The 14,659-nt window shown below is 50.4% G+C and carries 11 protein-coding genes; 9 read left to right on the top strand and 2 right to left on the bottom strand.

Going from position 1 to position 14,659, the window contains the following annotated elements; genetic code table 11:
* Nucleotides 1–414: 414 nt before the first annotated feature.
* The 9 genes from LQZ21_RS11545 (at nt 415) to LQZ21_RS11505 (ending at nt 12,952) form a co-directional block, all read left to right on the top strand.
* Nucleotides 415–1,641 carry a sugar ABC transporter substrate-binding protein gene (locus tag LQZ21_RS11545; protein ID WP_411044548.1) on the top strand — a complete coding sequence of 409 codons (1,227 nt, stop codon included), beginning with the start codon at nt 415–417 and terminating at the stop codon, nt 1,639–1,641.
* A gap of 217 nt (nt 1,642–1,858) precedes the next feature.
* A complete protein-coding gene (locus tag LQZ21_RS11540) occupies nt 1,859–3,373 on the top strand; it encodes a sugar ABC transporter ATP-binding protein (protein ID WP_411044546.1) in 1,515 nt (504 codons plus the stop codon).
* The gene (locus LQZ21_RS11535; protein ID WP_411044544.1) at nt 3,370–4,368 is read left to right on the top strand and encodes an ABC transporter permease; all 999 of its coding nucleotides are present in this window, start codon (nt 3,370–3,372) and stop codon (nt 4,366–4,368) included. Before LQZ21_RS11540 ends, LQZ21_RS11535 begins: the two co-directional genes overlap by 4 nt.
* 54 nt (nt 4,369–4,422) lie before the next feature.
* Nucleotides 4,423–5,280, top strand: coding sequence for a DUF8021 domain-containing protein (locus tag LQZ21_RS11530; protein WP_411044542.1), 858 nt, complete (start codon nt 4,423–4,425; stop codon nt 5,278–5,280).
* Nucleotides 5,281–5,370: 90 nt separating this feature from the next.
* Nucleotides 5,371–6,333, top strand: coding sequence for a cupin domain-containing protein (locus tag LQZ21_RS11525; RefSeq protein ID WP_411044540.1), 963 nt, complete (start codon nt 5,371–5,373; stop codon nt 6,331–6,333).
* Nucleotides 6,334–6,603: 270 nt separating this feature from the next.
* Entirely contained in the window at nt 6,604–7,800 is a 1,197-nt protein-coding gene (locus tag LQZ21_RS11520; RefSeq protein ID WP_411044538.1) for an MFS transporter, read from the top strand.
* Nucleotides 7,801–8,070: 270 nt separating this feature from the next.
* Nucleotides 8,071–9,333 (top strand): response regulator, encoded by a 1,263-nt coding sequence (locus LQZ21_RS11515; protein WP_411044536.1) that lies wholly within the window; start codon nt 8,071–8,073, stop codon nt 9,331–9,333.
* Between the two features lie 75 nt (nt 9,334–9,408).
* Nucleotides 9,409–12,081: a hybrid sensor histidine kinase/response regulator gene (locus tag LQZ21_RS11510; RefSeq protein WP_411044534.1), complete on the top strand. Its 2,673-nt coding sequence runs from the start codon at nt 9,409–9,411 to the stop codon at nt 12,079–12,081.
* Between the two features lies 1 nt (nt 12,082).
* Nucleotides 12,083–12,952 carry a histidinol-phosphatase gene (locus tag LQZ21_RS11505; RefSeq protein WP_411044532.1) on the top strand — a complete coding sequence of 290 codons (870 nt, stop codon included), beginning with the start codon at nt 12,083–12,085 and terminating at the stop codon, nt 12,950–12,952.
* Between the two features lie 9 nt (nt 12,953–12,961).
* Here LQZ21_RS11505 and LQZ21_RS11500 read toward each other — a convergent pair whose 3' ends face one another.
* Both LQZ21_RS11500 and LQZ21_RS11495 read right to left on the bottom strand, forming a co-directional pair.
* Nucleotides 12,962–13,318 (bottom strand): TraR/DksA family transcriptional regulator, encoded by a 357-nt coding sequence (locus LQZ21_RS11500; protein WP_411044531.1) that lies wholly within the window; start codon nt 13,316–13,318, stop codon nt 12,962–12,964.
* Nucleotides 13,319–13,486: 168 nt separating this feature from the next.
* Nucleotides 13,487–14,653, bottom strand: coding sequence for a M20 metallopeptidase family protein (locus LQZ21_RS11495; protein WP_411044529.1), 1,167 nt, complete (start codon nt 14,651–14,653; stop codon nt 13,487–13,489).
* Between the last annotated feature and the right edge of the window lie 6 nt (nt 14,654–14,659).

Genomic DNA, 14,659 nt, shown 5'->3' with positions numbered 1-14,659 from the left:
CCCCCCTCCCCCTTCCCCCCCCCCCTTTTTTTTTTTTTTTTTTTTTTTTTTTAATTTTTTTCCCCCCCCCCCCCCCCCCCCCAGCAAGAACCGTGCCAAGTAGGGGCGAATAAGGCATTTTTTTTCAAAAAAAACAATACAGTGCTTTTTCAATGCTTCAATTTTGGAAAAGTAACCGTGCATAGTTTCTCTTATAAACTCCGAGTGTTTATGTGGCCGTATACGCCTCAATTTTATGGCGAAATTTTCATAAACATTAAATTTCTACTCCAGTTCACCACCTGGTTGGTTTTGAACCGGATTCCAGAAAAGGCGGCCAAGTATCTGCTTCTCTCTTACATCCAAGGTTGTTGTTTCAACCCTGAGGTTTTGAAACAGCCTCAATAAGCAATTTTATTTTAGGAGGATTTTGAAATGAAAAGACAAGGTAAAATCAATGGAATCTTGACGGGCTTGCTGATTTTTCTACTGGTTGCAATATTCGTAGGTTCCTGTTCTGACAGCGGGAATGCCGAAAGCACCGCTGCTCCTGTTGCTGCCGCTGAATCAGAAAAAACTCCCGTTCCCGTGGCGGATACCGGCAGTTTGCCCACATTTGACGAGTATCCCCGGCCAAAAATGAGCGTTGACGGCAAGAAGCTTGTCGTCGCTTATCTGTACGGTACCCTCGATCAGGAAGATGATAACAGGCTGTATCATCAAATCAATATCGAAGGATATAACCGGGGCTGGGAAATACGTTACATCCAGGTAGGCATGGATGAGCAGCGGATTCGTACCGGCTGGTTGACCGCAAACAATTTCGGCGTTGATGTAATTATTATTCCCGGCATGGATAGTTTAGCCAACAAGCAGGATTTAATCGAGGCATCACGTAATCTGGGAATAGGTCTTTACGCGTGTGACAGTACGGCTACAAAAGGCGTTATTACCAATTTTAACTTGGCTAACGGGGTCTGCGCTTTGGAACTTTTCTATAAGGTCGCCAGCGATCTGAACTTTGAAGGGGATTTCTGTATTACTACCGGTTATACCTTTGCGATGGTCTGGGAAAGGACCTTACCGGTAAATGCTTACCTGCAGAATGACGCGATTTTTCCAAATCTGCGTCTTTTGGACGAACAGTCCGTGGATTTTTCCTCTGCCCTATCACTGCAGGAACAGGTATACAACTTCATGCAGACCTGGAACCAAAAGTATGGTAAAGATATAGATGCGGTTTTCGTAGGCGCTGATGCCGATGCGCTGGTAGCGAACGAATCAGCCGTTGCCGCGGGCCGGACGATAGATGATCTTAAAATATTTACCATTGGCGGCTCGCCGGGCGTAGTTGCAAATATGCGCCAGGGTAATACCTGTATAGCGTATAATTATGCCCAATCGCCCGAATTTCAAATACACAGCATCTGTGAATTGGCTGCGCAGATTCAGATTCAGGGCCTTACTCCCGGCGATGGAAAATGTATGGCCGATGTGTCGGGTGGCAATACTACGTTAGCCGGTGCTATTATTACCAGGAGTACTACTCCGGCTGCCGGTGAAAGTGTTCATACCATTTTTGACTATTATGATGAGGACGATAAAGATGCGTGGTATTTCTGGACAAGCCCTGATTTCCCTGAGGTTTATAAGTGGCAATAGTCGGGGTTTCCTGAAAAATTCGTAAATCTTTTTCTTTGGCAAGACAAAGAAGGGGAGGTACAATTTTTACTGTGGGTGTACGGAAAACGGCAAAAATGCTAAAACTCCGTACGCCTGCAGTATGTAGGGCATCATATCAGGATAACCGGATCGCGGATGAAATAAACAAAATAGTAATGAGCGGTTAGTAATTCATCGTTGGGAAAGGAATGGGGAAATGTCGGAAGTAGCGTTTGAAGTTGTGAATTTATCCAAGCAGTACCCCGGTACGTTGGCTTTATCGGATTTTAGTCTGAAGATATATGATAAAAAGGTTCATGCTGTTGTTGGTGAGAACGGTGCGGGTAAATCAACGCTCTGCAAACTGATAACCGGAAATATACAACCCACTACGGGTGAAATGTATCTAAATGGGAATAAGGTAGTTTTTAAAAGTCCTGCCGATTCCTTAAAGTCGGGCGTGTGCATGCTCTATCAGGAACGTGATATGGTTCCGACTTTTACCGGAGCGGAAAACATATGTCTGGGAAGTGAACCTTCCAAAGCGGGTTTTATCAATTTCAGAGAGGCGCGGAAGAAGGCCTATGACCTTGCAAAGGAACTGGGAGTGGATCTGCCTCTGGATGTTCCTATCGCAAATTTGAGCGCGGGGACTCAGCAGATGATAGAGATTCTGCGTGCCTTTTATCATAAACCCATTTTTATGATCTTGGATGAGCCTACCGCTTCTCTTGGCGAAGGTGAAATTGAGCCTTTTTTGCAGTTTGTTAAACGTGCCCGTGATGATATGGGGCTGCCCATTATCTACATTACCCACAAATTAGAGGAAGTGTTTCAGATAGCGGATCAGGTAACGGTGCTCACTGACGGTAAACTTACTTTGTCCAAGCAGGTAACAGATACAAATTTAAAAGAAGTAGTAGCCGCCATGATACGTCAGGCTGAACTTGAGCCGGTTGATGTCAAACTTCAAAGTGTATCAGGTGATCCTATATTATCCGTCGGTCCCTGTACCTATGACGGATATGAGCATAAATTGGGTTTTAATCTGTATCAGGGACAGGTAACTGGTTTTTACGGCCTTGTCGGATCGGGACGTACCGAATGTGTAGAAATGCTCTACGGCCTCAGGCGTTCAGAAAAAATAGATATAACTTTTCAAGGGAATAAATTAACGCCTAAAGAATTATATCCGGAGGGAAATATAAAAAGGGGGCTTATTCTAACGCCGGAAATACGCGCCCATGGCGTGTTTATCAAACAAACAATAGAAGAAAATATTAACATCCTGTTTTTGAATGAAAAATATACCGCTCCGTTGCTGCGGTGGGTGAAAAAAAGTCCCTTGCGGGCATTTGTATATCAAATAGTAGAAAAGCACAATGTCAAATTGGCGAATGTAGACCAGGGCATTCTTGAATTGAGCGGTGGTAATATGCAGAAGGTTATTATAGGCCGTTCGATAGAGATTGAGAACAACAAGATCGTCGTGCTGGATGAACCAACGAACGGTATTGATATTGGGGCAAAATTTGAAATCTATCGGAAAATACGCAAGCTGGCGGAAGATCAGAACCGTGCGGTTCTTTTTGTCTCATCCGAAATTAACGAATTGCTGACTGTCTGCGATCAAATATATGTTTTTGTTGATGGTGATATCGTTGGTATGTTTAAGCGGGATGAATTCTCGAAGATGGATATCTTAAATTTAGCACTTGGAAGGGGAGTATGAGTAAAATTAACACCGCAGGTCCTGTAAGAAACGCCAAACTCATGTTTTTTGTCAAGTATTTTCTCCTGTTTTTGGTTATTGCCGTAGCCATAGGGTTTGGCATTGTGGAACCAAGATTCTTCCGCTCGGGAAACCTTATGGAGGTTATGCGTTCGTCGGTAACCTTAAGTACCATGGCGATTGGTTTATGTTTTGTATTTTCCGTAGGTGAAATTGACTTTGCGGCCGCCTATGAAATGGCCATGGGCGCCGTCGTTATCGGAAAAATTATGCATCAGCCTGCATTTAGGCACTTATATCCCCTTGCAATCGTTTTGACACTACTGATAATGGCCTGTGTAGGACTGGCTAATGCTTTTTTGGTTATTAAAATCAGGATGCCGGCTTTTATCGCAACGCTGGGTATGTCCACCATGCTTTCAGGCGTTTGTAAAAATCTTACCGGAGGCGGCAACTATGTTTCTGTTAACTGGCCTCCGATATTTACTTATTTGGGACAGAAATTTACTTTCGGCCTGATTCCAAATCCTCTATGGGTTCTGCTGATATGCGCTATTCTTGCGTATATTATTTTGGCAAAACTGCGTATAGGCCGCTATTTTTATGCGGTAGGTAATAATCCTGAAGCCGCGGCTCATGTAGGTATCAATGTTCGAAGGACGAAAGCCCTTGGATTTGTCTTATGTACAATGTTCATATCCACTGCTGGTATTGTATCCGCGGCTACTATACGCATGGTTAGTCCCAGTATGGGTAATGAGAGTATGCTTGGCGCTATAAGTGCCTTGATGCTTGGCGCCACATTCCTGCGTCCCGGCGTATTTAATATTCCCGGAGCGGTACTTGGCGGAGTTCTTTTGGCTATCATTCAAAATGGCCTTGTTATGATTAACGCTTCCTATTGGCTTAAAGATGTAGTGCAGGCAACCATACTCCTGTTCTCGGTCGGTTTTATTTCGTTTATGGGAGCGGGGCTTAAGGTAAAGGCGCTATAATTGCGGGCTATATTTTAGTTTTCCTATCTCAAAGATTTTTTTGGAGGAAGAAAGATGACAGAGAAAGAATTGCTTACCCTGGCGGTAAAATTTACAGAGGCATTGATTCATAATAGGCCGCAGGATGTTCCGACAGCGCCGAATTGCAAATGTACCTACGAAGGGCCAAAAGTGGAATTGGGAAAAGGCGATGTATGGGGCATACCCCGCCGAATACCTTACCGGCAAACCTTTGTCGATCCCTTAACCAATACGGTCTGTTTTTCCGGTGTAATAACCAATAATGTTGGACTTAAAATCATGAAGGTAGAGGATCCAAAGTGGCTGCACGGTCCCCAGAAATGGTGGATATACTATGCCCGCCTTACCGCTAACTCAGAAGGTAAATTAATCGAAATCGAAGAAGTTGCCCGCCCTGAGACCGGTTCTGCCCTGTGGGTCCTGCCCCACCAGATGACGCCTCCCCGGATCATGGAAACTCCCCTGCCGGAAAAGGCTAAATCTACCAGGGAAGAGATGATTAAGATCGTGTCTTTGTACTGGGACGGTGTACAAAAGATTGTTGATTCAAAAATTGTTCCAATTCACCCCGATGCCCGGCGTTTTGAAGTAGGAACCCCGGTTACCGACGAAATGTTCCACCCGGAAAGCGTACGAACGGCGTATGACAACGCGGAATTTAAATGGGATTGTATTAAACGACGCTACCCCGTAGTGGATGTAGATACGGGCATCTGTATTTCCACTACTCATATGGTTAACTGTCCGCCTTCTGAGCCGCCGGGATACGTCACGGATATCTTCAAGATCGAATATGGTCTAATCAAGTATATCTATGCTTTCCATGACTGGCATATTGATTATATAGATTGGGAAGGTGTTGGGCCTCAAACCGCGGCGGAATGTAAATAGGCAGGCATACTCCTGTTCTCAGTAGTATTATTTCATATATGGGAGCATGTTTAAAAAAATGCTTTAGCTGGTAAATTGGAGGTATTATTTATGGATACTTCTCGTATACACATTACGCCAAATGATTTCCTTTTCAATGTTGATGAGTTTGCTGACGGTAGCGATCCGAGGGCGCGTTGTAAACTTTTTATTCAACCCGGGCCATACGGTCTCAACGAAGTCGCCGATGCGAATTACTATATTGATAACCGAGTACCATCCCACGAACACATGAACGGTTATGAGACTTTTCTCGTGGATAAAGGGTCTTTTGAAATTCTCTCGCTTTCCAAGAAAGCTCCTGTACACAAAGGCGACATTGTACACATTATGCCATTTACCCCTCATTCCGTACATTGCCTCGAAGATGACAGCATCTGGCGTGCGTTTCATCAGGGGCTTTGGCTTACCCCGTTCATGATAGAAGAACGTGCTTTCCGTGATCGTCATAAGGACATATACTTAAGTCCGGAGTTCAAGAAAGCCAACGCTACTCGTGACAAATCATCATGGTACGATTATATAATTCCAGAATGCCGGGATGTGCCTCCGGAACAAATTCACTGCATCAGGCCGTATGAATTTGCCTTTGCCGAGTATTCTTTCGAGGGGATATCATTAAAGCTCAAAGTCGGGCGCTGGGAGACAATGGGGCTCAAAGAAGTCTGGCAACTTCGCCTGGAGAAAGGATTTAAGTTATCCTGGGAAGAGACGCATCCCTTCCCTCACCTCTATGATGTATTCAGTGGTTCTGTTCGTGTAAGCCTTGAAGGTATGGAGCCGTTCACCGCCAACACACGGGATCTGTTGCATATACCTAAATTCTTTAAAGGTTCTGTGGAAGCGCTTGAGGATACTGTTCTGCTGGACATAGGTTGCCAGGGGTTCTTAACACGATATATGGATGAGATAAATTTTTACAAACAAAAAGAACCAAAAAAACTTAAAGATTGCGCTTTCGTTAAGGAAATAATGTTAAAGAACGATTATCATGTTTCTTTTGAGTTATTGTAATGGGGTTGTTCGCTTGAACAACGATATCCCGCCAAAGCTGCGAACTATGGTTCAATTAGTCTGTACGTTGTCTTTCCGGTGCGTTTGGCGGACCGTGGAGGCCCGGCTGGTTTGAGATTGACTGTTGCTCCGCCGGGATGATCTATTGCTTTAGATTGCTTTTTCAAAATGAGGCGAACCCGCCCTTGTGTTATATTTTCGATGAGACACCGTGCCGACTTGGTAATAAGGCACGGTAGTGTATAATATGAGATACAGAGAGCACATTGTATGAAAAACAGAACCAAATTAGCCTCTATTGCCCTCCTGTGGGTGCTTTATGCGGCCTATACAAGCATAGGGCTCCAAGGCACCCTACTGGGTACCGCATGGCCGGTGATGTACCGGGATCTGAATCTGCCCCTGTACTATGCCGGGGTTTTTCAAATGGTGATGGTCGGGGCCACCGTAATAGCCAACCTTCTCTGCGGTCGGACGATCAGGATATTGGGATCGTACCGGGCCGGTACGGTGTCGGCGGCGCTGATCGCCCTTGGACTCCTCGGCTTCTGTCTGGCTCCCTTTGGGGCTCTCCTGTTCGTCTGGTCTTTTGTACTGGGATACGGTACCGGCCTGCTGGACACGTCCTTCAATAACTTCACTGCCATCCATTATCAGGCCCGGTATGTGAACTGGCTCCACTGTTTCTTTGGCGCCGGGGCGGCCCTCAGCCCCCTTATCATGTCATATTTCATTTCCCATGGAAAAAGGTGGCAGTCAGGTTATTTCTCCGTATCCATGATCTGCTGGGGGGTTACGGCGATGCTGCTGCTTTCCTTCCCCCTGTGGAAGCGGGTGAGTTCCGCTCCCGCTATGCCGGAGATGCCGTCTGCCGGGGAGGACAGGGAAAGGAAGAAGGTATTGACCATCCCCGGGGTCAAGGCCACGCTGCTCTCCTTCTTCTGCGAGGGCTCTATCCTCGGGATGGTCCAGGTCTGGGCTCCTACCTACTTGACAATGCAAAAAGGACTTCCGGCAGAAACTGCCGGAAGCTGGATTTCGGCCTTTTTTATCTTTATCGTGGTTTGTCGTCTTATCATAGGGATCATCAACGAAGCCCTGCCGGGCAGGACACTCATCCGATTGGGCTGCGGTATCATGTTTCTGGGCTGCGTTTTTCTGTTCCTACCTGGAACATGGTTTTCGTTGGCGGCCCTGGTCCTTTTGGGCTTCGGGATGGCCCCTGTTGTCCCCAGCATAATCCACGAAACTCCCATACGCTTCGGTGCCGCCAATTCCTCGGCAATCACGGGATATCAGTTCGCCGTGAGTAATATCGGTGCCATCGGGATTCCCGCCGCAGGAGGTTTTGTCATCACCAACATCAGTATGACTGCATACCCCTTCCTTCTGTTTCTGCTCATGGCCCTCATGACGTTAAGCGCCTGGTGGGATGCCCTGCCTGAAACTTCCTCGCATCCTGCCTGACGGCGGATTTCTCTGAGATGGGGCGGAACGGGAATGAGGAACAGGAGGAACTCCGCACGGCCTCCCCCCTGTTCAAAGGAACCCCGGGCAATTTTTGCCCTCCTTTTTCATACTTGTCAGAACTCCCCCGCTGCCCTACAATGACTGGTGGGGTTTTCCGGGAACTAAACCGGAGGGGGCGGAGGCTCCCGTAAGGACCTGTGCAGAAACAATATGACCATTCGGTCATATTATTTCTGCGTGGGTCCTAAGCCTAATTCAGAGGAAGCCATGAAGCAAATCCTTGTTATCGATGAATCACCCCTACTTCGTGAATATTTACGGTTGAAACTGGATAATCCGGAGGTGGAAGTAATCGCTGCCATTAATACCCTGGACGGCATCTCGAAGCTCAGGACCCAGGTACCGGATTTGATTATTATGGATTATCACCTGAAAAAAGATGGCTGCCGGGAGATCCTTAAGCAAAAAAAAGAAAGCCCCAATACGGTAAATACCCCGGTAATCATCATGGCCCAGCATATCGGCCAGGACCGGCTCATTGAGCTCGTTCCCTATGATGTTAAAAAGGTGTTTACCAAACCGGTCAGAATCGACGCCCTTTGCGGCGCGATACAAGCTATTTTGGGGGTGACCTTTGATATAGACGAAACCCCGGGGATAGTGGAGGCCCACGCAAACGATGATATCATTTTTGTGGAGATCGCCCAGGGGCTTAACCGGGATAAACTGGACCTCCTCTTTTTTAAAATTCGGGAGCTTATCACCCTGTACGAGATCCACCTGCCCAAGATCATTGTGATGGTCAGCGACATCACCCTGAATTTTGCCGATGCGCCGAATATCAAGAAGCTGCTGGAGGTGATCCTTAAATCCTCGGGAACAGCGCCAAAAAACGTCCGTTTTTTGACTAAGGATGTTTTTTTACGTAAATTTATTGAGGGGCAAAAGGAATACGCCGATATTGAAGTGATTTCCAATTTGCAGTATGCCATGAACGGACTGCTTGCGAATTTTTCCGATCCCGCGGAATATGACGGAAAAGAAGCGGAAATTCTTGAGCAAAGGGTGTTATCCGCGGATACTACGGCCAAGGGTGATTTTATGCACCTCCGTTTTGAGACGGAAGAAAAAACAGACGGGGAAAACATAAAAGAATACATTAAAAATCTGACCATCGCCGTGGTGGATGATGATTTTTCGATTCAGGAACTGATAAAAAATACCTTCAAGTCCCTGGAGCCGACGGTTAAGACCTATTCCGACGGCGCCAGCTACCTGGCGGATGCCGAGACTGAGGGCTTTGACCTGGTATTTCTGGACCTGTTGATGCCCAAGCCGGATGGCTTCGATGTTTTACAGGCCATGAGGACCGGAAACAACTGTCCGCCGGTTATTGTATTATCCGTGGTCACCCAACGGGATATGGTGATCCGGGCTTTCCAACTGGGAATAAAAAGTTATCTGGTAAAACCCTTAAAGCCGGATGATATTTTAAAGAAAACCATGGAAATTCTCAAATCGAGTTTTTAAAGGTTGCCCCTATTCATGGAATTAGAACGACATAATAGCCCATTTTTTAGACTTTTTGAAGAATCCTCGGTGGCCATGGCTATCGCGGATAAGAACGGACTTATCCTTGAGTCGAATCTTCGGTTTAATGAACTCATGCAGGCCCTTTCCGGTTCCGGGAACGCCCCCAGCCCCAGTTATCTCTCCATCCGCGAAACCCTCCGGTTTGCCAATTTTTTCTCCCGGCTCACCAGCGGTACGGTCAACCAGGTGGAATTTGAGGCCCCCTTTCATGACAGTCAAAACGTCCTGCATTGGTTCCGGATCTACGCCTGGGTCATCGCCGCCAACCCCGACGCGCAGCTCCCCCTGCGGGGGCCCTTCATTGGTTTTACCATGCATGACCAGACCAAGGAACGGCAGGAAGGGGAACGGCTTCAGGAGGACAAGGAAGTGGCCGAACGGGCCATGGAGGCCAAAAGCCAGTTTCTGGCCAATATAAGCCACGAGATCCGCACCCCCATACAAACCATCATCGGTATGACCGAATTACTCCAGGACACCGAACTCGACCGGGAACAGGCGGAATATTCCCGGCAGGTCAAATTCGCCGCCGAGGTCCTCCTCTCCCTGATCAACGATATCCTGGATTTTTCCAAAATAGAAGCGGGTAAGATGGAATTGGAATACACCGATTTTAAGCTGGAACAAACCATTGAACAGGCGGTAGAGCTGATCGCCCTGGAAGCCCACAAAAAGGGCCTGGAAATTGTCCTGGATATCTCAGCGGAACTGGACACCACCGTCCGGGGAGATCCCGATAAATTCCGGCAGATCGTCATAAACCTGGTAAAAAACGCGGTTAAATTTACCCGGGAAGGGAGTGTAACTATTTCCGCCCGACTCACGGATTTTGAGGGAAAGGAAGCGGTCGCCGTGGCTGTCGCGGATACCGGCATCGGGATACCGGAAGAAAGCCGGAACCACCTTTTTACCACCTTTTTCCAGGCGGATCCTTCCAATACCCGGCATTTCGGCGGGACAGGCCTGGGACTGGCCATTTCCCGCAACCTGGTGGAACTTATGGGCGGGAGGATAGAGATGGTTCCCCGGGAAGGGGGAGGGTCCGTATTCCGTTTTTCCATACCCATACAACGGACAGCATCCCCCGGGGAACCGGTCCCCCCGGGCCGGCAGATTCTTGATAAACGGATCCTCCTGGTGGATGACCGGGAGGAGAGCCGGCTTATTATCAACGCCTATTTAAACGATATCGGGTACCAAAATACCGCTATGGCCGCCTCCGGCCAGGAAGCCCTGGCCCTGCTGCAAACCGCGGTCCGGGAAAAAAATCCCTATGGACTATGCCTGATCGATATGATCATGCCCCAGATGGACGGCTGGCGGCTGGCCGCGGAAATCAACCGGGACACGGCCATTAACGATACCCGGCTTATCCTGATGGTTCCCCACGGCCTCCTGGGGGCGGAGGCGAAGATGACCCTGCTCCGGTGGTTTAACGCCTATATCAACAAGCCCATCAAACGGCATGACCTGGCGGCGATCATGGCCCAGACCTTCTCGGAACCCCCGGTGGACCTGGAAGCAGCTCAGGAACAGGAGGGGATTTCCCTTTCCGAAAAGGTCCAATCCGGGGAAATTTTCAGGGAAATGGCCGGTCCGGAAGCGCCCCTTCCCTCCGTCCCCCTCCCGGCCACTAATACCGGCAAACCCCTGGTATTAATCGCCGAGGACCATCCGGTCAATCAAAAACTTTTGATGATGATCCTGGAAAAACTGGGGTACGGTTTTATCCCCGCGGATGACGGACTTGACGCCCTGAATAAGGCCGGATCTTTCCCGGTGGACCTGGTCTTTATGGATATTCAGATGCCCCGGATGAACGGGTACGAAGCGGCCCAAAAGCTGCGGGAACAGAGATTTACCAAGCCGATTATCGCCGTAACCGCCAGCGTCCTTCCGGATGAGGGGGCCCAGTGTTTAAAGTCCGGCATCAACGATATCTTGCTCAAACCCTTCAAACGTTCCGATATCGAAGGACTCCTCCGTAAATGGTTACCGTCCCCGGAAAACGACGACCCGGCCCCCGGCCCGAGCCAAAGCCCCGGGCGAGGACTTTTAGCCCGGGCCAGCTTACATGCCCCCCAACCGGATGCTGCCGTCCTATCGCCGTCTCCCCCTCCCGAAGCGCCTGAGCGCCGCGGTCCCCCCCCGGAGATCGGCCGGGACCAGCCCGGCCCGGTCCTGGGGGTGCCGCCGGTCTCCCCGCCGCTTCCCGTCCCGGGGGCAACGCCCGCAGTGGTGGTTTCCCGGGGGGTAAAGCGGGCTGCCCCGGTACGGGTCATGCCCGTCAAGATAAGCGGAGCGGCGCCGGCAGTCCCGGCGGCCCCGGTTTCCCTTACCCCGGAACCGGCGGTTTTCAACCATCGGGATCTGCTGGATACTTTTCTCAATGAGGTCGAAATCATAAAACCCCTGCTCCACCGTTTTCTGGAACGGACCGCCGGCCAGATCGACGAGCTTCCCGGCCTGGCGGAACGGGGAGCTTGGGAGGAAGGGCGGCGCATAGTCCATACCATCAGGGGCAGCGCCCTTACCCTCTCGGGCCGGGAATTGGGCCAGGCCGCCGAAAGGCTGGAGCGGGCCTACAAAGCCATGAACCGGGATGAAATAACGGGATGCCTCCCCCTCTTTCGGGAAGCCTTTATCCGGTTTAAGGCGGCGGCGGAAACTTTTCCGGAGGATTGATATGGTATATTCCTCTCTTCATACCCATACCACCTTTTGTGACGGAAAGGATGACATTGAAACCTTCTGCCGTTCGGCCTATGAACGGGGGTTTGTTTCCCTGGGCTTCAGTTCCCATGCGCCCATCTGTAAAAAGACCGGCCTGGCTTCGGACTGGCATATCCCCGAGGACCGGTTCCAGGCATACCTTGACGAGGTCCGTTCCGCCCGCCTCCGCTGGGAGGGGAAACTTTCGGTCTACCTCGGCCTTGAGGTGGATTATATCCAGGGGATGATCGGCCCCGCGGACCGGGACTTTCAATCCCTGGGCCTGGACTATCTTATCGGTTCGGTCCACTATGTGATTCCTCCGGACGGGTCCCCTCCCTTTACGGTGGATGAGCCCCTGGAAGAATTCGGCCCCAAGGTCCGGGAACATTTTGGGGGTGATGGAGAAGGGGTAATGGAGGCCTATTGGAACGCGGTGGATGCCATGATCCGCGCCGGAGGCTTTGACCTGCTGGCCCATCCGGATCTTATCAAAAAAAACAACCGGGGGGACCGGTTTTTTTCCCGGAAAAGTGAAACCTACCGTAACCATCTGCAAAAAACCGTTGATCTGGCGGCCCAATCCGGCATCGTGGTCGAGGTTAATACCGGCGGCCTCATCCGGGGCTGGACGGATGAAATCTATCCTGAACCGCGCTTTTTACGGCTGCTTAAAGAAAAAAACATCCCCCTTACCATTACCGCCGATGCCCATCGGGCGGAACATCTGGGGGGATATTACGCCGAAGCCCGAAAAGCCCTCCTGGAGGCCGGCTATACCCAGGCGGTCCTCTTTGGGGGAAGGCGTCAGGGCCGCCCGGTGTGGACCGGGGATCCCCTCTAATACCGGAAATTACCGGTTTCTCCGTTCCTCCACGGTTTTACACCCGATACACATCAACGCATAGGGTATCGCCTCCAGCCGGTCCTGCGGTATCCGTTTACCGCATTTTACGCAGAGGCCGTATTTTCCCTGCTGTATCCGGGTCAACGCGGAATCTATCAATTTAAGCCGCTTTAAGTCCTGTGCGCCGATAGCCTCAATCATTTTCCGATCAATATCGTCGGAAGCAATATCCGCTAAGTCCTTTGGATCCATACCTTCCACAATTTCTTTAAAATCCTCATTACTGACGATTAAATTTGAAATGATCTCCGTTTTGAGATCGGTCAGGGATTTTTCCATTCGCGCTACGAATTCACGATCCATGACGGTCCCCCTTATCCATCTCCTAAGTATTATTAACATTAGGAGTCTTGCCATGTTTTATTTTCTGCAATTAGGTAAAATTATTTAATTAATTTGGGAACATTGCCGTATATTACGGGTTTTGTCAAGGGTACTTCGCTTGAAAATTCAGGGTAAAAGTATAGAAAATCACCCGGATCCGAGAGACGGCGGATTTTGGGCCAACCGGGCCACGGATCCTTTGCCCAGAGCCGCCAGCAGCTCCGCCGCGGTGGCAAGCGGCGCAGGATTGGCGATAAAGCCGGGGTTGTGCAGTTCCTGGGGGCTACCCACGCCGATATTCAAAAAAACCCCGGGGATCCGCTGTTGATACAGGGCGAAATCCTCGCCCCCCATGGTCGGCGGATAGGGAACCACCGAAAGATCCAACTTTTTTGCCGTTTCCGCCACCCATTCGGTGAGGACCGGGTCGTTATTGGTGGAATAGGTAACGATCCGCCAGGTATAGTCGATTGCAATACCATCGCTTTCCTCAAGACCCCGGCATATTTTTCCCAGGCTCTCCGCAATATGGGTGAGCTTTTCGGGGGAAAAAGCGCGGAAGGTACCCTCCAGCAGGGCCTCGGGGGGGATAACGTTCCAGGTACTGCCCGCCAGGACCCGGGTGATGCTGAGAACCGCCGGGTCAAAGGGGCTCGTCCCCCGGCTTATGATGGTCTGGGCCTGGTTGATGATCCGGGCCGCCGCTACGATGGGGTCTTTACTGTGATGGGGTTCGGCGGCATGTCCCCCCCGGCCTTTGACGAGGATGCGGAAGCGGCCTACCGTGGCATAGGTAGCCCCGGGGCTCAGGGCAATGACGCCGGGGGCCAGGGTTGCCATGACGTGGAGGCCGTAGATTTCCTCCACATCATCCAGAAACCCCGTATCCAGCACCGCCTGGGCGCCCCCGGCCCCTTCCTCGGCGGGCTGGAACAGGAGTTTGACGGTTCCGGCAAGGGTTTCCGCCTCTTCCCGGAGGAGGAGGGCGGCGCCCAGCAGGGCGGTCAGGTGGAAGTCATGCCCGCAGGCATGCATACAACCGGGATGTTCCGAGGCGTAGTCCAGGCCGGTAGCCTCGGCTATGGGAAGGGCGTCAATATCGGCCCGCAGGGCCGTCACCGGCCCCCCGGGCCGGCCCCGGATTTGGGCAATGAGCCCGGTCTTAAGGGGGGTGTCCAGGATCTCCACCCCGGCCCCGAGGAGCAGTTCCCGGATCCTGGCCGTGGTTTTATGCTCCGCAAGCCCCAGCTCGGGATGCCGGTGAAACCAGGTAAAATACCCTTCCAATGTGGCTTGCAGGGTTATCTTGTCCATAAATCA

It is taken from the genome of Treponema sp. TIM-1 (assembly GCF_046533115.1).
GTDB lineage: Bacteria > Spirochaetota > Spirochaetia > Treponematales > Breznakiellaceae > JAIRMO01.
The sequence above is the reverse complement of the archived record's forward strand: the minus strand, read 5'-3'. Positions and strand labels throughout refer to the sequence as shown.

Excerpts from the sequence above, each read along its gene's own strand:
- LQZ21_RS11495 (WP_411044529.1), bottom strand. The coding sequence starts at position 14,653 with ATGGACAAGATAACCCTGCAAGCCACATTGGAAGGGTATTTTACCTGG.
- LQZ21_RS11545 (WP_411044548.1), top strand. The coding sequence starts at position 415 with ATGAAAAGACAAGGTAAAATCAATGGAATCTTGACGGGCTTGCTGATT.
- LQZ21_RS11515 (WP_411044536.1), top strand. The coding sequence starts at position 8,071 with ATGAAGCAAATCCTTGTTATCGATGAATCACCCCTACTTCGTGAATAT.
- LQZ21_RS11520 (WP_411044538.1), top strand. The coding sequence starts at position 6,604 with ATGAAAAACAGAACCAAATTAGCCTCTATTGCCCTCCTGTGGGTGCTT.
- LQZ21_RS11505 (WP_411044532.1), top strand. The coding sequence starts at position 12,083 with ATGGTATATTCCTCTCTTCATACCCATACCACCTTTTGTGACGGAAAG.
- LQZ21_RS11510 (WP_411044534.1), top strand. The coding sequence starts at position 9,409 with ATGGCTATCGCGGATAAGAACGGACTTATCCTTGAGTCGAATCTTCGG.
- LQZ21_RS11500 (WP_411044531.1), bottom strand. The coding sequence starts at position 13,318 with ATGGATCGTGAATTCGTAGCGCGAATGGAAAAATCCCTGACCGATCTC.
- LQZ21_RS11530 (WP_411044542.1), top strand. The coding sequence starts at position 4,423 with ATGACAGAGAAAGAATTGCTTACCCTGGCGGTAAAATTTACAGAGGCA.
- LQZ21_RS11535 (WP_411044544.1), top strand. The coding sequence starts at position 3,370 with ATGAGTAAAATTAACACCGCAGGTCCTGTAAGAAACGCCAAACTCATG.
- LQZ21_RS11540 (WP_411044546.1), top strand. The coding sequence starts at position 1,859 with ATGTCGGAAGTAGCGTTTGAAGTTGTGAATTTATCCAAGCAGTACCCC.
- LQZ21_RS11525 (WP_411044540.1), top strand. The coding sequence starts at position 5,371 with ATGGATACTTCTCGTATACACATTACGCCAAATGATTTCCTTTTCAAT.